Here is a 20,790-nt window from a genome sequence, read left to right on the forward strand (position 1 = left end):
CGGAGCGACTCGATATGAAGATACTGTTCATCGGCGACGTCATCGCCCGGACGGGCCGGCGCATCCTCTCGGGGCACCTGGCCGGCCTGCGGAACAGGCTGGGTATCGATCTCTGCATCGCCAACGCGGAGAACTCCGCCGGCATCTTCGGGGTGACGCGCTCGGTGGTGGAGGAGCTGCGGGAAAGCGGCGTCGACATCATGACGGGCGGCAATCACATCTGGGACAAGCGGGAGGGGATCGATCTCCTCGAGGAGCGGGACGACCTGCTCCGCCCGGCGAACTACCCGCCCAACGTTCCCGGACACGGATGGGTGGTGACGGAGCGGGGCGGCGCGCCCGTCGCCGTCGTCAACCTCCAGGGACGCACGTTCATGCCGGCGATAGACTGTCCGTTCCGGGCGGCCGACGGTATCCTCGCCGGGCTTCCCGGGGACGTCCGCGTCGTCGTCGTCGATTTCCACGCGGAGGCGACGAGCGAGAAGCTCGCCATGGGGTACTATCTCGACGGACGGGTGAGCGCCGTCGCGGGGACTCATACGCACGTGCAGACGGCGGACGAGCGGATCCTCTCCGGCGGCACCGGGTACATCACGGACCTCGGCATGACGGGGGCCTTCGATTCGATCATCGGCGTTCGCAAGGAACAGGTGCTCAACAGGTTCCTGTTCGCGCTTCCGGTCCGTTTCCAGGTCGCGGACGAATCGCCCTGCCTGCAGGGCATGGTCGTCGAGGTGGACACGGCTACGGGCAAGGCCGTCTCGGTCGAGCGCATCATGGAATTCGTCGACGGAGAGGGGGCGATGTCATGAAGATTCCCCTGGACGACGCGCGGATCATCGACGGCAAGGCCACGGCTGCGGCCGTCCTCGAGGAGACCGCGTCCGAGGTCGCACGGTTCAGCAGGGGATACCGTCCACCGCGCCTGACGGTTGTCATCGTCGGGGATAATCCCGCGTCACGCTCCTACGTGAAGGGAAAGGTCACGTCCGCGGCGGCATGCGGCATCGATTCGAATCTCGTCGAGCTGCCGGCGGAGACGACCGAGCGCGAGCTCCTCGGCCTCGTGGACCGGCTGAACGCGGATGACGAAATCGACGGTATCCTCGTGCAGCTGCCCCTGCCGGCGGGGATCGACGAGCAGGGCATCATCGAGAGGATATCCCCCGGCAAGGACGTCGACGGTTTCCATCCGTACAATCTCGGGCGGCTCGTGTCGAACCGGCCCGCATTCGTCCCCTGCACGCCCCTCGGCATCGGGGAGATCCTCGACCGGTACGGCGTCGAGGTCGCCGGGAAGCACGCCGTCATCATCGGCCGATCGGTCATCGTGGGAAAACCGATGGCCATGCTCCTGGCTCGGAAGGCTCCGGGAGGCGACGCGACGGTGACGATCTGCCATTCGAGGTCGATCGGGTTGCCCGGCATCGCCAGGACGGCGGACATCCTCATCGCGGCCGTCGGCCGTCCAAAGATGATCGGCGCGGACTGGGTGAAGGAAGGGGCCGTCGTCATCGATGTCGGCGTCAACCGCGTCGAGGACGACACGAGGAAGAGGGGATACCGGCTCCTGGGCGACGTCGATTTAGAGGCCGTCCTTTCGAAGGCGTCCCTCATCACGCCGGTGCCAGGCGGGGTTGGTCCGATGACACGAGCGATGCTGATGCGGAACACCCTCCTCGCCGCCGTCCTGGCGAGAGGTTAGACGATGCGGGAATCCGTCCCGACGATCGAATCGGACGACGACATCTACACCGTCACAGAGATCGCCGACGCGATCAGGCAGTGTCTCGAGACGGAGTTTCCACGTATCGCCGTCGTCGGGGAGATCGCGAACTTCAAGAGACACTCGTCCGGACATCTCTATCTCAGCCTCCGCGACGAGCGGAACGCCCTCCGGGTCGTCATGTTCAGGCGCTATACGGCGAACCTGGACTTCGAGCCGGCAGACGGCATGCGGGTCGTCGCATCGGGCCGGCTGTCCCACTACGGCGGCGGTGGGGTCACGCAACTCCTCGCGCTCGGTATGGAGAGGGCGGGTCGGGGCGACATGGAGCTCGAATTCCGCCGCCTCCTGCGACAGCTCATGGATGAGGGACTCACCGACCCCGGACGAAAGCGCCCGATACCGCGGTTCCCCGAGGAGATCGCGGTGATCACCTCGCCGACGGGGGCCGCGATACGCGACATCGTCGAGACACTCCGGCGACGGTGGCCGGTCGCCGGCATCCTGCACATCACGACGGACGTGCAGGGAGACGCCGCTCCCGCGCGCATCGAGCGCGCCTTCGAAATCGCGAACGGGATCGACGATCTCGACGCGGTGATTCTCGCCCGCGGTGGAGGGAGCGTCGAGGATCTCTGGACCTTCAACACGGAGACGGTGGCGCGGGCCGTCGCGTCGTCGAGGCATCCCGTCGTCACGGGGATCGGGCACGAGATCGACACGACGATCGCCGATTACGTGTCGGATCTCCGGGCAGCCACCCCGACGTCGGCGGCCGAGCTCGTCGCCGCCGTTCCTCTCGACGACGCGCTGCGGCTCGTGGACGTGAAGACGGAACGGATGGGCCGTCTCGTCGCGGATTCGTCGACGAGACGGCTCCGGGATCTCGAGCTGCTCATGCGCAGCAGCGCCTTCCCGGTCATCCGGCGCCGCCTCGACGACGCGGCACAGGCGCTGGATCGTTCCGGCGAACGTCTCTCCGGCTGGTGGGACACCAACCGGACCCGGACGGAGAGGACGATACGGGAGAGCGCCCTGCTGCTGGACGGGGGGATGGAACGGGTCCGGGGGCGCTGCAAAAACCGTCTCTCCGCGAGCCTCGAGCGTCTCCGCGGTCTGCCGCCCCCGATCGACGCCTCGCGGGAGAAAACGGCCCGCTTGGTCGAGAGCGTGCGGTTGATCGCCGGGGCGAAACTCGGCCTCCGCCGCGCCGCGGCGGACGGCGCGGCGCGGGCGCTCGCCGGGCTGGGGCCGGAATCGGTCATCGGCAGGGGGTACGCCCTCTGCACGGATTCCTCGGGGGAGCGTCTCGTCACGGAAGCGGGCGCGTTGAAGCGGGGAGACGGACTGATCGTGCACTTCCGCGACGGCGGGGCGGACTGCCGCGTCGAGGGAAAGAGAAAGGGGAGGCCATGGCGAAAAAGCAGACCTTCGAGGAAGCGCTCGAACGCCTAGAGGCGATCGTCGAGCGGCTCGAGGGGGGAAAGACGCCTCTCGAGGAGAGCATCAGCCTCTACGAGGAAGGCATGAGGATCGGCAAGACGTGCCGGAGTCTGCTCGACGAGGCGGAGCAGCGCATCCGCACACTGACCGCGGAGCTCGAGGAGGAATGATGGCCACCGGGCGGCTGCCGGATTTCGACGAGCGGATCGAGCGGACGCGCCTAAAGATAGAGCGCGGGCTCGATCGTCACCTGCCACGCGACGACGAACCGCCCGGCACGCTCCATGCGGCCATGCGCCATGCCGTGCTCGGCGGCGGCAAGCGGTTCCGCGGGATCCTCTGCGTCGAGACGCACCGCCTGCTGGCGCGGGGAGAGGCCGGCGCATCGATCGACGCGGCGTGCGCCCTCGAGGCGCTGCACGCCTACACGCTCGTCCATGACGATCTTCCATCCCTCGACGACGACGCGATCCGTCGAGGCCGGCCTTCCTGCCACGCGGCCTTCGGGGAGGCGACGGCGATCCTCGCCGGGGACGCGCTCCAGGCGCTCGCCTTCGGGATACTCGCTCGCTGCGGCGCCGCGGCGGACCGGCGGATCGACGCGGTCGGATCGCTCGCGGAGGCGGCCGGATCGCGTCTTCTCGTCGGCGGGCAGCAGGCGGACCTCGACGGCGAGGAAACCGTGCCGACGCCGGAGCTCGTTTCGTTCATACATGAGCGGAAGACCGCGGCACTGATCTCCGCGGCGATGGAGATCGGGGCGATCATCGCGGGAAGCGATAGGGAAACGATCGACGTCATGGCCGGTATCGGGCGTTCGATCGGCCTCGCGTTCCAGATCGCCGACGACCTGCTCGACGTCGAGGGGGAGGAGCAAGTCGTCGGAAAGGGCCTTCGCAAGGACAAGGCGCGGGGGAAAATCACCTGGCCGGCGGTGCACGGCGTCGAGGCTTCCCGGGAGCGTGCCCGGACGCTCGTCTCCGCAGCGTCGGACCGTGTGGCGGAAGCCGGCGACGACGGACTCCTGCGCGAGCTCTTCAGACGCGTCGTGGAACGGAGATCGTGAGATGAGGACCTGGCTCTTCCGGGATATCTTCCTCGCGCCGGTGCTGTGCGGGACGATGATCCAGTGCCTGAAGGTCGCTCTCTATTCGATCGTGGAACACCGGCTCCGCATCGGCAGGATCACGCAGGCGGACGGCATGCCGAACCTGCATTCGGCGGTCGTCGCTTCCCTCGGCACGGCGATCGGCGTGAAGTACGGATTCTCGTCGATTCTCTTTTCGCTCGTCGCCGTCTACGGTGTTATAATCATCCACGACACGATGAGGCTGAAGGGCGAGAAGCAGAAACAGGGCGATCTCATCAACAGGATACTGTTCAGCATCGAGGAACATGACGGGGTCGGCGCGGGAACGGCGATGCGCGTGCTGCGTTTCAAGCCGTTCGACGTCGCGAGCGGCACGATCCTCGGCGTCCTGTTCACCTGTCTCATCCTCAAGGTGTGAACGGAGAGGTGCCGTGACTCCGATCCTCGAGTCGATCGATTCCCCGGTTGATCTGAAGCGTCTGCCCGCCGAGAAGCTCGACGAACTGGCGGCGGAGATACGGCGATACATCATCGAGGTCGTCTCGCAGCGCGGCGGGCATCTCGCGTCGAGCCTCGGGGCGGTCGAGATCGCGATCGCGCTGCATTACGTCTTCGATTCCCCGGTGGACAAGTTCGTCTGGGACGTCGGGCATCAGACGTACGCGCACAAGATCCTGACGGGGAGACGGGATGCCTTCCGGGAGCTCAGGACGCGCGAGGGGATCAGCGGTTTTCCGAACATCGCCGAAAGCGAGCACGACGTCTTCGGCGTCGGGCACGCCAGCACGTCGATCTCGGCCGCCACCGGACTCGCCGCCGCGCGTGACATACGCGGGGAAGACCACTTCGTCGTGAGCGTCATCGGGGACGGCGCGCTCACCGGCGGGATGTCGTTCGAGGGGATCAACCACGCGGGCCACCTGAAGTGCTCCCGGTTCATCATCGTCCTCAACGACAACGAGATGTCGATCTCGCGGAACGTCGGCGCGCTCGCCCGGTACCTCACGAGGATCACGACGGGCAAACTCTACCTGCAGATGGAAAAGGACGTGTGGGAACTGCTCGGCAGGATCCCCGCGTACGGTGTCAAGGCTCGAAAGCTCGCCGGGAGGATCAAGGAGAGCATCAAGAACCTCGTCGTGCCGAATATCCTCTTCGAGGAGTTCGGCTACCGCTACATCGGCCCCCTCGACGGCCACGACACGGAACTCCTCGTCGACACGTTCCGGAACGTGAGGAAACTGCCCGGGCCGGTGCTCGTGCACGTCGTCACCAGGAAGGGGAAGGGGTACCGTTTCGCGGAGAACGACGCCGAGCGATTCCACGGGATCGGTTCATTCTACAAGACGACGGGCAATTCGCGGGCGGCCGCGGGACGCGAGAAGTACAGCGACGTCTTCGGCAGCGAACTCTCCGCGATGGCCGAGGAGGATCCCGCCGTCGTCGCCGTCACGGCCGCGATGAAGGAAGGCACGGGGCTCGCCGGATTCGCCGGGATTTTTCCGGATCGATTCTTCGACGTCGGCATCAGCGAACAGCACGCGGTAACCTTCGCGGCCGGTCTCGCCCGTTCCGGGCTGAAGCCCTTCGTCGCGATCTACTCGACGTTCCTGCAGCGGTCGATCGATCAGATCATCCACGATTCGGCCCTCCAGAGGCTCCCGGTCCGCTTCGCCCTCGACCGGGCGGGCATCGTGGGGGAAGACGGTCCGACGCACCACGGCGCGTTCGACCTGAGCTACCTGCGGATGGTCCCCAGGCTCGTGCTGATGGTGCCGCGAAACGGGCAGGAGCTCCGGCGGATGATGAAGACTGCGCTGGCCCACGACGGGGGGCCGTCGGCGATCAGGTTCCCGCGCGGCGCGATACCGGCGGAGGACGCGGCGGTTGATCGATCCCCCGTTCCGATCGGAAGGGGAGAGGTGCTCCGGGAAGGCGGTGACGCGCTGGTGCTCGCGGTCGGGACGATGGTCGAGCGGGCGATGGACGCGGCGCGCCTGCTCGACGAGGAGGGGATCGGCGTCTGTGTCGCCGATGCCAGGTTCGTCAAACCGGTTGACGGGGATCTCATACGAAGCCGGGCCGGGGACGGGCGCCTCGTCGTGACGGTGGAGGAGAGCACGATCGTCGGGGGGTTCGGCGACGCCGTCGGCCAGTTTCTCGACGGCGCCGAAATGACGAACCGGCTCGTCAGGATCGGCATCCCCGACGCGTTCGTTCCGCACGGACGTCGGGAGGAACTCCTCCTCGAGATAGGGCTGACCGCCGAGGCGATCGCGCGGAGGATCGCCGCGGCCGTCTCGTCGGTTCGCAAGGGGGAGCACGGAGGGCTGGTATGAAGAAAATATCGCGGCTCGGCGTCGTCGCCAACGTGCACAAGAAAAAGATCGAGTCGGTCGTGACGCGGATCGTCGGCGCGGTGCCGGCGGGCGTCGGGATCGTCGGGCCCGCCGAGACGGCGGCGCTCGACGCATCGGGACGCATCGAGGCGGGAAGCATGTCTTCATGCGACGCGGTCGTCGCGCTCGGCGGGGATGGAACGCTGCTCCGCGCGGCGCGGATCGTCGAGAGTGAACAGACGCCCCTTCTCGGGATCAAGATACGCAGCCTCGGTTTTCTCACCGAGGACGAGCCGGAACGCGCGATGAGGGAACTGTTCGAGGGCAGATGCATCGTGTTCGAGCGCATCCGTCTGGATGCGGAGATCGAACGGCGGGGAGAAGTTGTCGGCAGCCACGGCGCTCTCAACGACGCGGTCGTGCACGGCGTCGGACTCTCCAGGGTGCTCCATATCAGGACGAAGATAGACGGCGTTCTTCTCGGCGAGTACCTGTCCGACGGCGTCATCGTCTCGACGCCGACCGGGTCGACGGCGTATTCGCTCGCCGCCGGGGGGCCGATCCTCAACCCGGGGACGGTGGACGCCTTTCTCGTCACGCCCCTGTGTCCCCATTCCCTCTCCGTGCGTCCCGTCGTGATCAGCGCGAACGAACGATGCGAGATCGAGATCGTCGAGACGGGAAACGGCGCGATGCTCACGATGGACGGCCAGGAGACGGGCGCGATCGAGGCCGGCGACGTCGTCAGGATCGGTCGCTCCCCGCTCGTCACACGCCTCGTCGTGACGGAAGGCTACCGGTTCTACGATCTCGTCCGCAGGAAGCTGAAGTGGGGCGGGGTGCTCCGCAATCACTGAAAGGGTCGCCGGACGATGCTCCGCGAGATATCGATCCGCAATCTCGCCGTCGTCGAGGACGCCGTCATCCGGTTCGACGGCGGGCTCAATGCGCTTACCGGATCGACGGGGGCGGGAAAATCGATCATTCTCGCCGCGGTCGATCTCCTCTCGGGCGGCAGGGCCCGGCGCTCCCTCATCCGGGCCGGCGCCGACGCCATCGTCGTCGAGGGCGTGTTCGCCGTCCCGCGCGGTGTGCCGCTGCGCGATCGCCTCGGGATGGAGGACGACGACGAGACGATCTCCCTCAGGCGGGAGGTGACGACGGCCGGTCGAAGCCGGATCTGGGTCAACGGCATCCTTTCGACGAACGCGCATGCCGCGGGAATCGTCGGCTCGCTCCTCGAACTCCACGGGCAGCGGCGCCAGCAGGAACTTCTCGATCCGTCCACGCACATCGCATACCTCGATGCGAGAAGCGATTACGGCGATCTTCTCTCGCAGGTACGCGGGCTCTCCGCGGAGTTCCACGAGGCGCGGTCGGCCTTGCGGGATCTCGAACGGGAGGCGGAGGCGCATCGGAGCCAGGAGGATTTCCTCCGCTTCCAGCTCACCGAGCTGGACGGACTCGGCATCGAGGAGGACACCGCACGATCCCTCGAGGGCAGGATCGCGATACTCGCCAACCGGCACCGGTACATCGAGATCCTCGGTCGCGCCGCGACGCTTCTCGAGGGCGAGGAGGGGTCGATCATCGGCGGGCTGGACGCGTTGGAGGATCTGCTCGGGGAGCTTGCCGCGCTCGACGCGAGGTGGACGGAAGGAAAGGAGGAGGTCGCGGCAGCGAGGATCGCGATGCGGGAGATCGGGCGCGCCGTCGAGAGGGCCGGGGGAGACGCCGAGGAGGAGCCGGAGGATCTCGAGGCCCTGCAGGGCCGGCTCGCCTCGATACAGCGTGTCGAACGGAAACACGGGCTCGATTGCGCGGGTCTGGTGGCGAAACGGGACGAGCTGCGCCGGATACTCTCGGCGCTCGATGACGGTTCCATGGCCCTGGAAGCGGCAGAGCGCCGCGTCGGAGAGGCCGCTCGGCGCCTCGAGCCGCGTCTCGACGAGCTCTCGGCGGCGCGGAAACGGGCTGCGAAAGAGCTCGACCGCGAGGTCACGCGCGGACTGGTCTCCCTCGGGATGAAGGGCGCGCTCTTCAAAACGGAGATATCCCAACTCGAAAATTCTGCTTTCCACGGTCCGCCGTATGATATACATTTATCGCCGGACGGACGGGACCGGGTGGAATTCCTGATCCGCACGAACGTCGGCGAGGATGTCCACCCGCTTGCCGAAGTCGCGTCCGGCGGGGAATTGTCCCGGGTTACCCTCGTGCTGAAATCCCTGCAGGCCGAGACCAGGGCCATACCGACCCTGGTCTTCGACGAGATCGACGCCGGACTCGGAGCCGATCTGGGAGGCGTGGTCGCCGGGCGGATGCGGGAGTTGGCCGGGCGGTACCAGATCGTCGTGATCACGCATCTCCCGCAGGTGGCAGCGCTCGCGTCGAGGCACGTCAGGATCGAGAAGCGCGTGCGGGAGGGACGGACGATCGCGATCGCCTCCGCGTTGGAACGGGAGGAACGGATCGGGGAGATCGCCCGCATGCTCGGCGGACCGGGCGAGCTCCGGGAACGGCTCGCCGCCGAGATGCTCGAAGAAACGATACGCGCCCGTAGCTCAGCTGGATAGAGCACCGGCCTCCGGAGCCGGGTGTCGGAGGTTCGAATCCTCTCGGGCGTACCAGATACGAACGACGACGCCCGGCCGCGCACAGGCCGGGCGTTGCCGTATCGGGGAGGAGCAGACGTGTCGAAACGGATAATCGCAGCGCTCGTCGGGTTGCTGGTCTTTCTGCAGGCGGCGCCGGCCCGGCCGCAGGTGAGACGGGATTCGCTCGAATCCGTCGTCCGGTTCCTCTCGGTCGATCCGGCGAACGGCGAGGCGCGCAGTCGCTTCGTCTTCCGGGAGGCGGAGATGCCGGAGATCGGGGACTCCCTCGCCGCCCGGCTCGGGCGGGCCGCGGGAATGACGGCGCAGCGGCGCGCGTTCACCGTCCTCGACACGCGCTACGGCACCGATCCGGTCGAGACGGAGAACATCGTCGTCCGGATCGAAGGCACGGCCGGCGGGGAGGACGTCCTGCTCGTGACCGCGCACTTCGACGCCATCGGCGTCCGGGACGACGGCTGGTACGACACCTGGATGTCCGCACCCGCCCCGGGAGCGGACGACAACGCGACCGGGGTGGCCGCCGCGCTGGAGATCGCGCGGCTCCTCCGCGGAACGCCGCCGCCCTTCGACGTCGAATTCGTCCTCTTCTCGGGGGAGGAACTGGGCAAGCTCGGGTCGATCGAGTACGTCGACGCGTGCGATCTCGAGTGCGGCGGGAAGGTCCTCGCCGTCCTCAACCTCGACATGATCGGCTGGCACGACGACGGAAGCCCACGCGGGGTCAGCATACTCACGGACTACCTCTCCGGCTGGCTCGCGGAGCTCGCCGTCGACGCCATCGCTGATCGGGCGCCGGGGCTCTGGATCGGCGTCGTGAAGCCCGGTCCGTCGAACTGGGACCACGCCCCCTTCTGGACGCACGAATGGAACGGCGAGTGGCAGCACCTCCCCGCGGTGACCTTCGCCGAACCTCTCGGTGAAACCGGCCACATACTCTATCCGTACTACCACACGGCCGGGGACACGATCGGCAACGTCGATTTCGAGCAGGCGGGGCAGATCGCCGACGCGCTCGTCGGGTTCGTCGTCGGCTTCGCGTCGGGCCCGCCGATGATGGCGATTCTTCCCTCGGACGTGATCATCCGCGCAGGAAACGGCCAATGGGGAGCGACGGCATTCGAGGCGGGAGAGGAGATCGTAGTACGGGTCAATCCGAGGAATATCGGCGGGCAGCCGGCGGGAGAAGGCCTCTGCCGCGTGTCGGTCGAACTCGAGAACGCGTCGGGCTCGCGCATCCTGTACGCGGGGAGCGTCGAGACGCCCGCGCCGCTTCGCGCGGCCACGATCGACATCCCGATGACAGTCTCGGCGCGCGAGGGCGGGGAGAACGTCATCGACGCGACGATCGCCTCGGAGAGCGTCGGCATCGCGACCGGGTACGCGGGATCCGCCGCCGCCTTCACGGTCGGCGGCTCGCCGGAGACGGCCCTCCTCATGCATTCCTTCCAGCCGAATCCCGTCTCGGTTCCCTTCGACGAGGCGGCTTTCTGCGTGAACCTCGCGGACGAGGCGAACATGGTCGTCGAGATCCTGACGCTCTCGGGAGAACCGGTGGGAAAGGCCCGCATCGGAGCCGGATACGGCCGGCCGGTGAGCCCCGGCCTGAACTGCATCGTCTGCGGCGATCTCTTCCCCGGCATCGGCGATCTCGCCGGGGGCGTCTACGTCTACCGGATCGCCTTGTACCCCTCGTCTGGACCGATGGAGCGGAGAACCGGTCGTTTCGCCGTCGTCAGGTGACCGCCGCAGCGGCCGGCGTATCGGGAGTGGTGAGATGACATTCCTGCGATTTCTCGTCATCGTGTTCGGCCTCTGGTACCTCGCACGCATCGTCGGGCGATGGATCTTCGGAACATTCCCCGGTGGCATGAATCGACCGGATCGGCGGGACGGAACAAAGCGACCCGGAGACGGCCCCGTTGCCGCCGATCGCTATCGAGAACTCACCGATCAGCGGATAGAGGACGCCGAATTCGAGGAGATCGACCCGGAGGAACGAGAATGATCATGAAATCGCGACGCCCCGACCGGCGGCACTTCACTTCTCCGATCCGCGACAGCCGGCGCAGGACGCGGGAGATCTACTATGCGACGATGTCCGTCCTCGTGGTAAAGATCGTGCTCTTCGTCTTCCTCGGGATACTCTTCTACCAGTCCATCATCCTCTTCACGACGCGGTTCACCGGGGCGCCGGCGCCGCTCAGGTACGCCGTTCCCGTGCTCGTCGGCGCGTTCATGGTCGTGCTGGTGAGATTCATCTACAAGAATATCAAGGATTTACGCTACCTGTCGCGTCCGCGCGATACGGAGTGAACAGCCCCGGACGAGGTGGATCCGTATTGCAGGCCCCGGGACGTCCGACGCGTTCACGGCGTGGCATGCTTCTTGCGGTATATCGGGCGGCAACGTGTATCGAACCCGTTCGGGAACAAAGAGATATGCCACGACCAATCGACGAGAAGGACATCCTGTTCGCCACCTTCGCCGAGATCACGAGCCTGATCAGCGCGGGGAAGGACAACCGCGTCATATTCCAGAAGATACTCGACAACGTCATCGACCTTCTCCCCGCGGCGAAGGGATACCTCATCCTCGTCGAGAACCACCGCATCGTGAAATACGCGGCCGAATCGCGGGACGGGGGGCGCCGCATGACCGTTGAGGAGATGCCCGAATCGTCAGGGATCATCGACTGGCTCCAACGCGAGGGACAGTCCACCCGGCGGACGGAGCGTGTGTTCTCGCTCGATCTCTCCCTGCTCGCGAACGAATGCATGAAGGACGAGGAGGATTGCGGGATGGTCATCTCGGCGCCACTCATGGCGAAATCGTCCCTCTTCGGGATCCTCGTCGCGATCAACGACGCGTCGCGATCCCCGTTCGGCGAGGACGACATCCACCTCCTCGGCATCATGGCGAACCAGGCGGCCATCGCCTTCGAGAACTACATTCTCTACCGGAAGCTCGAGATCGAATCGATCACCGACGGGCTGACCGGTGTGTACAACTACCGGTTCCTCGTGCGCTCGCTCCGTCTCGAGATGAAACGGGCGAGACGGTTCCGCCAGCGTTTCACGTTCGTCATGCTCGACGTCGACAACCTCAAGGAATACAACGACCGCAACGGCCACCTGTCGGGAAGCCGCGCCCTCCGGGATATCGCGGGGATCATCGCCGGTTCCTGCCGGGAGATCGATCTCGTCGCGAAGTACGGCGGCGACGAGTTCGCCCTGGTTCTGCCCCAGACGGACGAGGAGGGCGCCCTGCGCCTCGGCGAGCGGATCCTCGAGCGGATACGCCGCTTCAAATTCGACCGGCAGCGGGCGGAGCTCTTGACCTGCAGCATGGGAATCGCCTGCTACCCGCGGGACGCGCATTCGGCCGAGGAACTGATCGAACGGGCGGATACGGCGCTCTACCGTGCCAAGTCCGAGGGCAAGAACGCGATACGCACCTACGGCGAAAAGGCGGAAGCGCCTCGAAACCTTTGACCTCGAGCGGTCGATGGTATAGTCTACGATTGTTTGTGAATGAACGGCTTTACAGGGGGGCGATATTGGACCTCAAGCAGAAGCTCCGTGAGCGGCAGGGCACCCAGGGCGTCATCGGCCTCGGATATGTCGGGCTGCCGCTGGCCGTCGAATTCGCGAGGGCCGGACTGACCGTCGTCGGGATCGACGTCGTCAGGGAGAAGGTCGATCTCGTCAACGCGGGATCGAGTTACATCGGCGACGTGTCGGACGCCGACCTCAAGGCGGTCGTCGACGCGGGCAGGCTCAGGGCGACCGACGATTTCTCCGTCCTTTCGGACATCGATACGATAAATATCGCCGTGCCGACGCCGCTCAGGAAGACGAAGGATCCGGACATCTCCTACATCCTCTCGGCATTGAAGGAGATCAGGAAATACCTCCACACGGGGCAGCTCGTCATCCTGGAGAGCACGACCTATCCAGGGACCACCGAGGAGGTCATGCTGCCGATCCTCGAGGAATCCGGGCTCGTGGTGGGCAGGGATTTCTATCTCGCATTCTCGCCCGAGCGCGTCGATCCGGGCAACGAGACGTACATGACGAGGAACATCCCCAAGGTCGTCGGCGGCGTGACGTCGAACTGCACCGAGATCGCCGTCGAGCTCTACCGTTCGGCGAGGATGAATCCCGTGCCCGTGTCCTCGTCGCGGGTGGCGGAAACGGTGAAGCTGCTCGAGAACACCTTCCGCAGCGTCAACATCGGCATGGTGAACGAGATCGCCGTCATGTGCCACCGGATGGGGATCGACGTCTGGGAGGTCATCGACGCGGCCTCGACGAAACCGTTCGGCTTCATGCCCTTCTATCCCGGTCCGGGACTGGGCGGGCACTGCATCCCGATCGATCCCTTCTATCTCTCGTGGAAGGCGAGGCAGAGCGGGATCGAGGCGCGGTTCATAGAGCTCGCGGGGGTCGTCAACGGCGACATGCCGCGATACGTCGTGCAGCGCGTCTCGGAATCGCTCAACGAGAGGGGAAAGTGTCTCAAGGGGTCGAAGATCTGCATCATGGGGCTCTCGTACAAGAACGACATCGACGACACCAGGGAATCGCCGGCATACGACATCATCAGGCTCCTGGACCGGATGGGGGCCGTCCTCTCCTTCCACGACGAACACGTTTCGCGTCTCGACGAGATGGAGGGAATGATCGAGCGGATCGATTTCACGCCGGAACGGATCGCCGCGACCGACTGCGTGATCGTCGTCACCGGGCACACCGACGTCGATTACGATCTCCTCGTAAAGAACGCGCCGCTCGTCTTCGATACGCGGAACGCGCTCAAGGGGAGAGCGGGAAAGAATATCGTACGGCTCTAGGAGCCGTCACGGGGAATCAGGGGAGGAACCATGCCGACGTATCTCGTCACCGGCGGAGCCGGATTCATCGGATCGAACATCGCGGAGGAGCTCGTTCGCCGCGGGGAGGAGACGATCGTCCTCGACGATCTCTCCACGGGAAACGAGGCGAACATGGAGAGCTTCCGTTCGTCGATTACGTTCATTCGCGGTGATATCCGCGATGCGGCCACCGTCCGCAGGGCGGTCGACGGGGTCGATTACGTGCTTCACCAGGCGGCGCTCGCATCGGTGCCGCGCTCGATCGAGGAACCGGCGCTCGTCAACGACGTGAACGTCGGCGGAACGATCGTCGTTCTCGAGGAGGCACGGCGCGCGGGAGTGAAGCGGTTCGTCTACGCCGCCTCCTCCTCGGCCTACGGCGATTCGGAAGTCTCGCCAAAGAAGGAAGAAATGGCGCCGAAACCGCTGTCTCCCTATGCGGTGAGCAAACTCGCCGCCGAGCGGTACTGCGCGGTCTATGCGGGGGTCTATGGCCTTCCCACCGTCTCCATCCGGTATTTCAACGTCTTCGGGCCGAGGCAGGATCCCCGATCGCAGTACGCCGCCGTCATCCCCATCTTCGTGACGAGCCTGCTGCGGGGAGAGCGCCCCACGATCTTCGGCGACGGGGAGCAGAGCCGCGATTTCACCTACGTCGACAATATCGTCTCGGCGAACCTGCTCGCGTCGAATTGCGCCGGGGCGGCGGGCCAGACGGTCAACGTCGCCTGCGGCGGCAGTTACACCCTCAACGATCTGTTCGGGAGACTCGCCGGACTGATCGGAACGAGGGTCGAACCGATCTACGCCGAGGCGAGGCCCGGCGACGTGAAGCATTCACTCGCGGACATCGGCATGGCTCGCGACCTGCTCGGATACGATACGGTCGTCTCCTTCGAGGAGGGTCTCGAGCGAACGGTCGACTGGTACTGCCGCTCGTCCGGGGCGTGACGTCTCTTTTTCTCTTTACAACGCATCGGGACGGTTCGTAACGTTGTCGGAACCGAGGGGAGAGAGATGAAGCTGCAACAGACGCGAATGGCACTGATTCTCGCGGCGACCGTTTTCCTGCTCGGCCTCGCGGGACCCGTGGTCGCGCAGGTCCGCCTGCGTGTCGGCGACAGACTCGAACTCGTCGTGCCGCAGCGCCGCGAACTCGCGAGAAGCCTGGTGATCGCCGAGAACGGCGCCGTGACGATCCCGATCGTCGGCGACGTCATCCTGCAGGGATTGACGGTCGAACAGGCCCGTTCGACCATACTCCGGCGGCTGCAGGAGATCTACCCGAGCGTCGCGGATGTCGGACTCACGCTCGTCGGCGAGGAGGCGCGGCGGATCGTCTACGTCCACGGGGCGGTTCTGAGCCCTGGAAAATACGATTTCGCGGACGCGCCGAACGTCTGGGAGGCGATCCGCGAGGCGGGAGGAACCCAGACGAACGCGGCGCTCGATGCCGTGCGAATCGTGAGGGCCGACGAGGAGGGAACGCCCACCGAAGTCGTGGACATCGGCCGCGCCATCGAGATGGGGACGCTCGAGAGCCTGCCGGAACTGCGTCCGGGCGACACGGTGATCGTCCCGGAAATCGCCGTTCCGTACGCGGGCTCGGGTTCGGTCCGCGTCATCGGGGCGGTCGTGACGCCGGCGCCCTACAACCTGGCCGGCGAGAAGCGGCTCGTCGACGCGATACTCGCAGCCGGCGGGCCGACGGAAAACGCCGACCTCTCGCGGGTGAAGGTCATCCGCCGCGCGCCGGGCGGAACCACGATGACGATCGCGGTGGATTTCAGGAAATATCTCGAGGAGGGCGACCAGCGCCACAATCCGGAGATCCGTGAAGCGGACGTCGTGAGCGTCCCGTTGCAGAACAACTACCTCCGCGTCATCTTCACCGATCCGCGGTTTCTCATCACCTTGCTCGCGTCGGCGGCGACCATCATCGCCGTCCTCGCGAGGTAGCGAGGCCAGGACGTGGAGAACGTTCGCAAGTACGTGCCCGATGAGCAGGAGCAGAAGATCGACCTCTATGCGTACTGGAAGATCTTCTGGCGGAAGAAATACTATTTCATCGTTCCCCTCGTGCTTTCCGTCGCGATCTCCGTCGCGGGCGTGAGGCGGCTCACGCCCATCTACGAATCATATACGCTGCTGTCGATCGAGGATCAGAATCTCTTCGGACGCACGATGGGCCGGTATATCACGCCGGCAGACAACCGGAACAGGACGCGGGACCGGCAGTACCGGACGATGATCGAGACCCGCCTTCACAGCCGTTCCTTCCTCGATTCCCTCGCGACGAGACTCAACCTGCAGCGCTCGGGCCGGATTCGCGAAATCATACGGAGTCGGCCCGGGGCGCCAGGCGTCTCCGAGGATGAGCGGGTGATGCGCTACATCATCTCGATGCTCCGCGACAAGATCGGCGTGCAGAACACGTCCGAGGGACTCTTCACGATCGGAGTGACCGACTCCGATCCGAAGACGGCCCACGCACTCGCGACACACGTCGCCCGCTTCTACATCGAGGTCACCCAGCGGGAGCAGGTGCAGGGTCTCCGGCAGGCGGGCGCGTTCAGCGACGAGCAGCTGGCGATCTACCAGGAGAAGCTCGAGGCCGCGGACCGTGAGCTGTCTCGCGTCCAGCGGGAACTTGCGGCGACCGACGTCGAGACGAATCCCGTCAACGCGGGCAATCTTCATATCGCGGAGGTGCGCACGAACTCCTTCCACGCCGAAGCGGGAAGAACGGAAATAGCGATCCGACGGGTGCGCGAGCGCCTGGTGGCGGTGTTCAGCCAGGTGCCAACGACGAAGAGCATCGGAGACGACGACGCGGTCGCGAACATCCAGGACCAGATCATCGCGAGGGCCGAGGAGCGTCTCCTCATCGTCATGGGCGGGGGCGAGGGAGAAGCGGCGGCCGCAGCCTCCGACGAGGAAAGCGAACGGCTCTGGGAACAGCTCAGACAGCGGATCGGGATGATCGTCGCCGCCGAATACGCCGATTTCTCGGAGGATCTCCGCCCGCTGATCACCGAGTACTACATGCAACTCTCCTACCGTGATTTCTATACGGCGATGGAGCGCAAGCTCAGGGGCTACATCGACCAGTACCGGGAGAACGTCCGCCGCAGGCCGATCCTCGAACGGGAGGCGACGCGGCTGACGAACGAGGTCGAGACCAATCGAGCGATCCACGACGCCTTCCTCGAATCGAAGACATCAGCGCAGATCACCGAGGCGGCCCAGAACACCGATCTCGGCCTGCGGATCAGCGTCGTCGAACGGGCGGAGCGTCCCTTCAAGCCGGTCAAGCCCAATCCGATCAAGATCATCCTCCTCGCGATCCTGTTCGGCTCGGTCTGCGGTATCGGCGCGATACTCGTGACCGAGTACGTCGACGATTCCTTCCGGTCGGTCGAGGAGGTCCAGCTCATTCTCAAGCTTCCCGTGCTCGGCACCATCCCGCGGACGGTGGAGCAGTTTTCGTGGGAGAAGAAGCGCCGCGGTCGTCTCGTCATCTTCTGGGCGATCGGCGTGATCCTCTTCTCCGTCGTCATGAGCGGGGCGCTCTACGTGTACGGAAAGCGCCTGCAGCGTTCGAGTCTCGGCATCGAGCTGCGGCTCGACGCGCAGGAGGAGGAACGGTGAGCGACGGACAGCGGCGGGCGATCTACGAGATCTTCGACCAGGAGAGTCCCATCGCGACGGAGATGAGACGGCTCTACTCGAATATCCGCCACGCGCACGGGCGTGGAAACATGCGGAGCTTTCTCGTGACGAGTGCGCACCGCGGCGAGGGTAAAAGCACGGTCGCATCCCACCTCGCCCTCACCGTCGCGCGTTTCCGGGGAAAGAAATCGCTGATCATCGACGCGGATCTGCGGCGCCCCCGGCTGCACCAGGTCTTCCAGGTCCCGCGGGAGCCGGGGCTCCTCGAATGCCTGGCGGGGGAGGCGGATCCCCTCGACACGATCAAGGATACCCCGATCGAGAATCTCAAGGTCATCCCGGCGGGGCGCAGGATCAAGTCGCCGGCGCACCTCTTCGAGGGGGACGTGCTCTCGGAGATTCTCGAGAAGGTGAAGTTCTACCACGACGTCGTCATCGTCGACAGCGCGCCGGTCATCCCCGTCAGCGACCCGATGCTGATCGCGAGCGAGGTCGACGGCGTGATCCTCGTCCTCCTTGCCGGGCGCACGCCGCGCAACGTCGCCCTCCGCGCGAAGAACATCCTGCTCGACGCCGAGGCGAACCTGCTCGGGGTGGTCGTCAATAATCTCTCGGAGGTGCTTCCGTACCACTACGATTACAAGTACTACGGTTACCACGAGAGCGGGGAGGAACCGGGCGGAGGCGCGACGTGAGATTGTTGCCGGCAGGAATCGCCGCCGCGGCGATCGCCGCGGCGATCCTTCCGGCGCGTCCCGCTGCCGGCGCGGACAGTCTCGGCGTCCGGTTCACGGCGATCGATGCCGACGTTCACGTCGCGCTCGAGCGAGGCACGGTCTTCTCCGGGACGACGCCGTTGACGATCCGCGGGCTCGAGGAGGGAACGGTCTACCGTATGACCGTCGACGGTCCGGGGCTGGAGACGCGTATCGGCGTTCTCGGGATAGACGGGGGGAGGATCCGGGCCGGCGGCAGGCGATTCGCGGCGATGACGCGGAACGCGGTGTTTCCCGGGTGGGGAACGGCTCATACCGATCACGGGACGGCCGCGTTCTCCGATTTCCTCTCGCTGGCGGCGTCCGGATGCGCCCTTTACCGGGAAGACCGGGAGGCGAGGCACCTCGAGAACCGGCTCGACGTCATCGACGGCGCGATCGGGGCGGATCCGGAACGCGAACGGATCCTCGAGGGCGTCCGCTGGATCGCCGCGACCGATCTCGACGCGCAGAAGCGCCACCGCGACCGGCTCCTCGCGGTAACGGTCGCGCTCTACGCCCACCAGTTGATCGATCCCTTCCTTCTCTCACCGCCTCCCCGCGTCAGGCCCGTGCCAGGGAAGAAGGCCGCGGCGATAGGCTCGAGTCGCCGGAGCGTGCCGAAAGCCCTCTTCTTCTCGCTTCTCAGGCCGGGACGCGGCCAGTTCTACCAGGGCAAAAAGATGCGCGGCTTCCTCTTCGAAACGGTGACCGCGGCGGCCGCGTTCCTCGCGCTCGATTACCAGGTGAATCTCGATTTCGATACGGCGAGATACGAGGAGGCGCGGCGCAGACTCGCGGCTGCAGCCGACGAATCGGACCGCAGGCTCATCGATGCCGAGGCGTCCCGATTCCTGGACGACGCGGATGAGGCGGAATTCTTCCGTAACATCTCCCTTGGCGTTCTCGCCGGTTTCTGGGGACTCAGCCTTTTCGATACCCTGCTCCCCGGCAAAGAAAACGGGGAGGCACGCTGGGCGGTGGAAGCGCGGCAAACGGGCTTCGCCGTCGTTCTCCGCTTCTGATTCGACCGCACATCACCTGTTTCCGACACTCTTGACAACCGGGGAAAACTCGTATAAAGTAAAGCACAGGCGCGTATAGTCGGCGACAGGGACTCGCCCTCGATGGACGCCTCGATTCGAAGCGGCTCACAATCTGGGGAAAAATTCATTGGGCAGTCGAATTAGTGGGGGTTTTTGCCCATAATTCGCCGGATATATAGGGGTAATCCCCTATCGCCGGAGATGCCCCGCGTATTGTTTGCATTTAATAACGCTTATCATTATAAGATGTTACGCCTTCCGTCTCAACGGGATTCTCGGGGTGTCACTGGTGGAGCCATGACGGGGTACGGAACTTGCCATGATCATATGCCATAGAGGTCTATTCGTGTCCGGTGAACCCTCGGAGGGGTGAATAGAGAGATGGCAGGAGAGTTCAAAGGTTCGTATTACCGTCACGAGATGGGCGTTTCGTCGAGCGCGGCGCAACGGCTTCCCTACCAGCGCGGCCTCGATCCCGTTCACGACGAGATATCGTGGCTCGGGGAAGAGGTGCGGCGCCGGGGCTTCGAACGGGCCGTGCGGATCGCCCGGGTCAAGCGTGTATTCGACATCCTGTTCGCCGCATCGGCCCTTGTCCTGCTCTCCCCGGTTCTCCTCGTCGCCGCCGCGATCGTCAAGGCCGAATCGCCCGGCCCCGTCTTCTTCACGCAGGAGCGGATCGGCCTGAATCGTCGACGCGGCGACCGCCGGAGATCGGCCGTGCTCGCCGGCATGGAACGGCGGCGGAACGACCGGCGCACGTCCATACATGCGGGGCGCCCGTTCAGCATCCTCAAGCTGCGGACGATGCGAAGCGACGCCGAGAAGGACGGTCCCGCCCTCGCGCAGGAGAACGATCCGCGCATCACCCGGGCCGGCAGGTTCCTGCGGAAGACGAGGATCGACGAGATCCCCCAGTTCCTCAACGTGATCCGGGGGGAGATGAGCATCGTCGGGCCGCGTCCGGAACGTTCCTTCTACATCAACCGTATCAAGCAGGATCTCCCGGAATTCCCGCTGCGGCTCTCGGTCAAGCCGGGGATCACCGGTCTCGCCCAGGTGGAGAACGGCTACACCCAGTCGCTCGACGAGATGAGGGGAAAGCTCTTCTTCGATCTCAAGTACATAACGGGAATGTCGCTCTTCCAGGAACTGAGCATCCTCCTCAGGACCGTCCTCGTGGTCGTGACCGGCAAGGGCGCCTGCTGAGTTCGTCTTCCCTTCCCGA

Annotated in this window: 20 protein-coding genes and 1 tRNA gene; all 21 read left to right on the forward strand. The window is 65.5% G+C overall.

Translation table 11 applies throughout. The annotated features are described in order from the left end of the window. Positions 1-14: 14 nt before the first annotated feature. The 21 genes from JW876_03940 to JW876_04040 all read left to right on the forward strand — a co-directional run bounded on the left by JW876_03940 (position 15) and on the right by JW876_04040 (position 20,771). Complete coding sequence (locus tag JW876_03940) at positions 15-812, forward strand: TIGR00282 family metallophosphoesterase (GenBank protein MBN1884660.1); 798 nt, start codon at positions 15-17, stop codon at positions 810-812. Next, on the forward strand, positions 809-1,705 hold the full coding sequence (locus JW876_03945; protein MBN1884661.1) for a bifunctional 5,10-methylenetetrahydrofolate dehydrogenase/5,10-methenyltetrahydrofolate cyclohydrolase: 897 nt from the start codon (positions 809-811) through the stop codon (positions 1,703-1,705). The genes JW876_03940 and JW876_03945 overlap by 4 nt, the downstream gene beginning before the upstream one ends. Positions 1,706-1,708: 3 nt before the next feature. Next, positions 1,709-3,181, forward strand: coding sequence for an exodeoxyribonuclease VII large subunit (gene xseA, locus JW876_03950; protein ID MBN1884662.1), 1,473 nt, complete (start codon positions 1,709-1,711; stop codon positions 3,179-3,181). After that, the gene (gene xseB, locus JW876_03955) at positions 3,139-3,339 is read left to right on the forward strand and encodes an exodeoxyribonuclease VII small subunit (GenBank protein ID MBN1884663.1); all 201 of its coding nucleotides are present in this window, start codon (positions 3,139-3,141) and stop codon (positions 3,337-3,339) included. Before xseA ends, xseB begins: the two co-directional genes overlap by 43 nt. Further along, complete coding sequence (locus JW876_03960; GenBank protein ID MBN1884664.1) at positions 3,339-4,235, forward strand: polyprenyl synthetase family protein; 897 nt, start codon at positions 3,339-3,341, stop codon at positions 4,233-4,235. The genes xseB and JW876_03960 overlap by 1 nt, the downstream gene beginning before the upstream one ends. A gap of 1 nt (position 4,236) precedes the next feature. Then, complete coding sequence (locus tag JW876_03965) at positions 4,237-4,677, forward strand: divergent PAP2 family protein (protein ID MBN1884665.1); 441 nt, start codon at positions 4,237-4,239, stop codon at positions 4,675-4,677. A 13-nt stretch (positions 4,678-4,690) separates the two neighbouring features. After that, the gene (locus JW876_03970) at positions 4,691-6,598 is read left to right on the forward strand and encodes a 1-deoxy-D-xylulose-5-phosphate synthase (GenBank protein ID MBN1884666.1); all 1,908 of its coding nucleotides are present in this window, start codon (positions 4,691-4,693) and stop codon (positions 6,596-6,598) included. Then, complete coding sequence (locus JW876_03975) at positions 6,595-7,455, forward strand: NAD(+)/NADH kinase (GenBank protein ID MBN1884667.1); 861 nt, start codon at positions 6,595-6,597, stop codon at positions 7,453-7,455. Before JW876_03970 ends, JW876_03975 begins: the two co-directional genes overlap by 4 nt. Positions 7,456-7,470: 15 nt before the next feature. Beyond that, a complete protein-coding gene (gene recN, locus JW876_03980; protein MBN1884668.1) occupies positions 7,471-9,174 on the forward strand; it encodes a DNA repair protein RecN in 1,704 nt (567 codons plus the stop codon). After that, positions 9,152-9,228: transfer RNA gene (locus JW876_03985), tRNA-Arg, on the forward strand. The genes recN and JW876_03985 overlap by 23 nt, the downstream gene beginning before the upstream one ends. Before the next feature lie 63 nt (positions 9,229-9,291). Next, entirely contained in the window at positions 9,292-10,956 is a 1,665-nt protein-coding gene (locus JW876_03990; protein MBN1884669.1) for a M20/M25/M40 family metallo-hydrolase, read from the forward strand. Between the two features lie 34 nt (positions 10,957-10,990). Beyond that, positions 10,991-11,221 carry a hypothetical protein gene (locus tag JW876_03995; GenBank protein MBN1884670.1) on the forward strand — a complete coding sequence of 77 codons (231 nt, stop codon included), beginning with the start codon at positions 10,991-10,993 and terminating at the stop codon, positions 11,219-11,221. Positions 11,222-11,223: 2 nt separating this feature from the next. Beyond that, the gene (locus JW876_04000; GenBank protein ID MBN1884671.1) at positions 11,224-11,529 is read left to right on the forward strand and encodes a hypothetical protein; all 306 of its coding nucleotides are present in this window, start codon (positions 11,224-11,226) and stop codon (positions 11,527-11,529) included. A 125-nt stretch (positions 11,530-11,654) separates the two neighbouring features. After that, positions 11,655-12,707, forward strand: coding sequence for a sensor domain-containing diguanylate cyclase (locus JW876_04005; protein MBN1884672.1), 1,053 nt, complete (start codon positions 11,655-11,657; stop codon positions 12,705-12,707). A 62-nt stretch (positions 12,708-12,769) separates the two neighbouring features. Then, entirely contained in the window at positions 12,770-14,068 is a 1,299-nt protein-coding gene (locus tag JW876_04010) for a nucleotide sugar dehydrogenase (GenBank protein MBN1884673.1), read from the forward strand. 30 nt (positions 14,069-14,098) lie between these two features. Beyond that, positions 14,099-15,040, forward strand: a complete 942-nt coding sequence (locus JW876_04015; protein ID MBN1884674.1) for an SDR family oxidoreductase — start codon at positions 14,099-14,101, stop codon at positions 15,038-15,040. Between the two features lie 66 nt (positions 15,041-15,106). Continuing rightward, positions 15,107-16,048, forward strand: coding sequence for an SLBB domain-containing protein (locus JW876_04020; protein MBN1884675.1), 942 nt, complete (start codon positions 15,107-15,109; stop codon positions 16,046-16,048). A 12-nt stretch (positions 16,049-16,060) separates the two neighbouring features. Continuing rightward, the gene (locus JW876_04025; GenBank protein ID MBN1884676.1) at positions 16,061-17,740 is read left to right on the forward strand and encodes a hypothetical protein; all 1,680 of its coding nucleotides are present in this window, start codon (positions 16,061-16,063) and stop codon (positions 17,738-17,740) included. After that, positions 17,737-18,456: a CpsD/CapB family tyrosine-protein kinase gene (locus JW876_04030; protein ID MBN1884677.1), complete on the forward strand. Its 720-nt coding sequence runs from the start codon at positions 17,737-17,739 to the stop codon at positions 18,454-18,456. Before JW876_04025 ends, JW876_04030 begins: the two co-directional genes overlap by 4 nt. After that, positions 18,453-19,541 (forward strand): hypothetical protein, encoded by a 1,089-nt coding sequence (locus JW876_04035; GenBank protein MBN1884678.1) that lies wholly within the window; start codon positions 18,453-18,455, stop codon positions 19,539-19,541. Before JW876_04030 ends, JW876_04035 begins: the two co-directional genes overlap by 4 nt. 402 nt (positions 19,542-19,943) lie before the next feature. After that, entirely contained in the window at positions 19,944-20,771 is an 828-nt protein-coding gene (locus tag JW876_04040; protein MBN1884679.1) for a sugar transferase, read from the forward strand. Positions 20,772-20,790: the final 19 nt, after the last annotated feature.

This window comes from Candidatus Krumholzibacteriota bacterium (genome assembly GCA_016931295.1).
Lineage (GTDB): Bacteria > Krumholzibacteriota > Krumholzibacteriia > Krumholzibacteriales > Krumholzibacteriaceae > JAFGEZ01.

Bases quoted from the DNA above. Each gene is read 5' to 3' on its own strand.
- recN (MBN1884668.1), top strand. From the start codon at position 7,471: ATGCTCCGCGAGATATCGATCCGCAATCTCGCCGTCGTCGAGGACGCC.
- JW876_04000 (MBN1884671.1), top strand. From the start codon at position 11,224: ATGAAATCGCGACGCCCCGACCGGCGGCACTTCACTTCTCCGATCCGC.
- JW876_03940 (MBN1884660.1), top strand. From the start codon at position 15: ATGAAGATACTGTTCATCGGCGACGTCATCGCCCGGACGGGCCGGCGC.
- JW876_03995 (MBN1884670.1), top strand. From the start codon at position 10,991: ATGACATTCCTGCGATTTCTCGTCATCGTGTTCGGCCTCTGGTACCTC.
- JW876_04015 (MBN1884674.1), top strand. From the start codon at position 14,099: ATGCCGACGTATCTCGTCACCGGCGGAGCCGGATTCATCGGATCGAAC.
- JW876_03945 (MBN1884661.1), top strand. From the start codon at position 809: ATGAAGATTCCCCTGGACGACGCGCGGATCATCGACGGCAAGGCCACG.
- JW876_03960 (MBN1884664.1), top strand. From the start codon at position 3,339: ATGGCCACCGGGCGGCTGCCGGATTTCGACGAGCGGATCGAGCGGACG.
- xseA (MBN1884662.1), top strand. From the start codon at position 1,709: ATGCGGGAATCCGTCCCGACGATCGAATCGGACGACGACATCTACACC.
- JW876_03975 (MBN1884667.1), top strand. From the start codon at position 6,595: ATGAAGAAAATATCGCGGCTCGGCGTCGTCGCCAACGTGCACAAGAAA.
- JW876_03965 (MBN1884665.1), top strand. From the start codon at position 4,237: ATGAGGACCTGGCTCTTCCGGGATATCTTCCTCGCGCCGGTGCTGTGC.
- JW876_04040 (MBN1884679.1), top strand. From the start codon at position 19,944: ATGGCAGGAGAGTTCAAAGGTTCGTATTACCGTCACGAGATGGGCGTT.
- xseB (MBN1884663.1), top strand. From the start codon at position 3,139: ATGGCGAAAAAGCAGACCTTCGAGGAAGCGCTCGAACGCCTAGAGGCG.
- JW876_04020 (MBN1884675.1), top strand. From the start codon at position 15,107: ATGAAGCTGCAACAGACGCGAATGGCACTGATTCTCGCGGCGACCGTT.
- JW876_04005 (MBN1884672.1), top strand. From the start codon at position 11,655: ATGCCACGACCAATCGACGAGAAGGACATCCTGTTCGCCACCTTCGCC.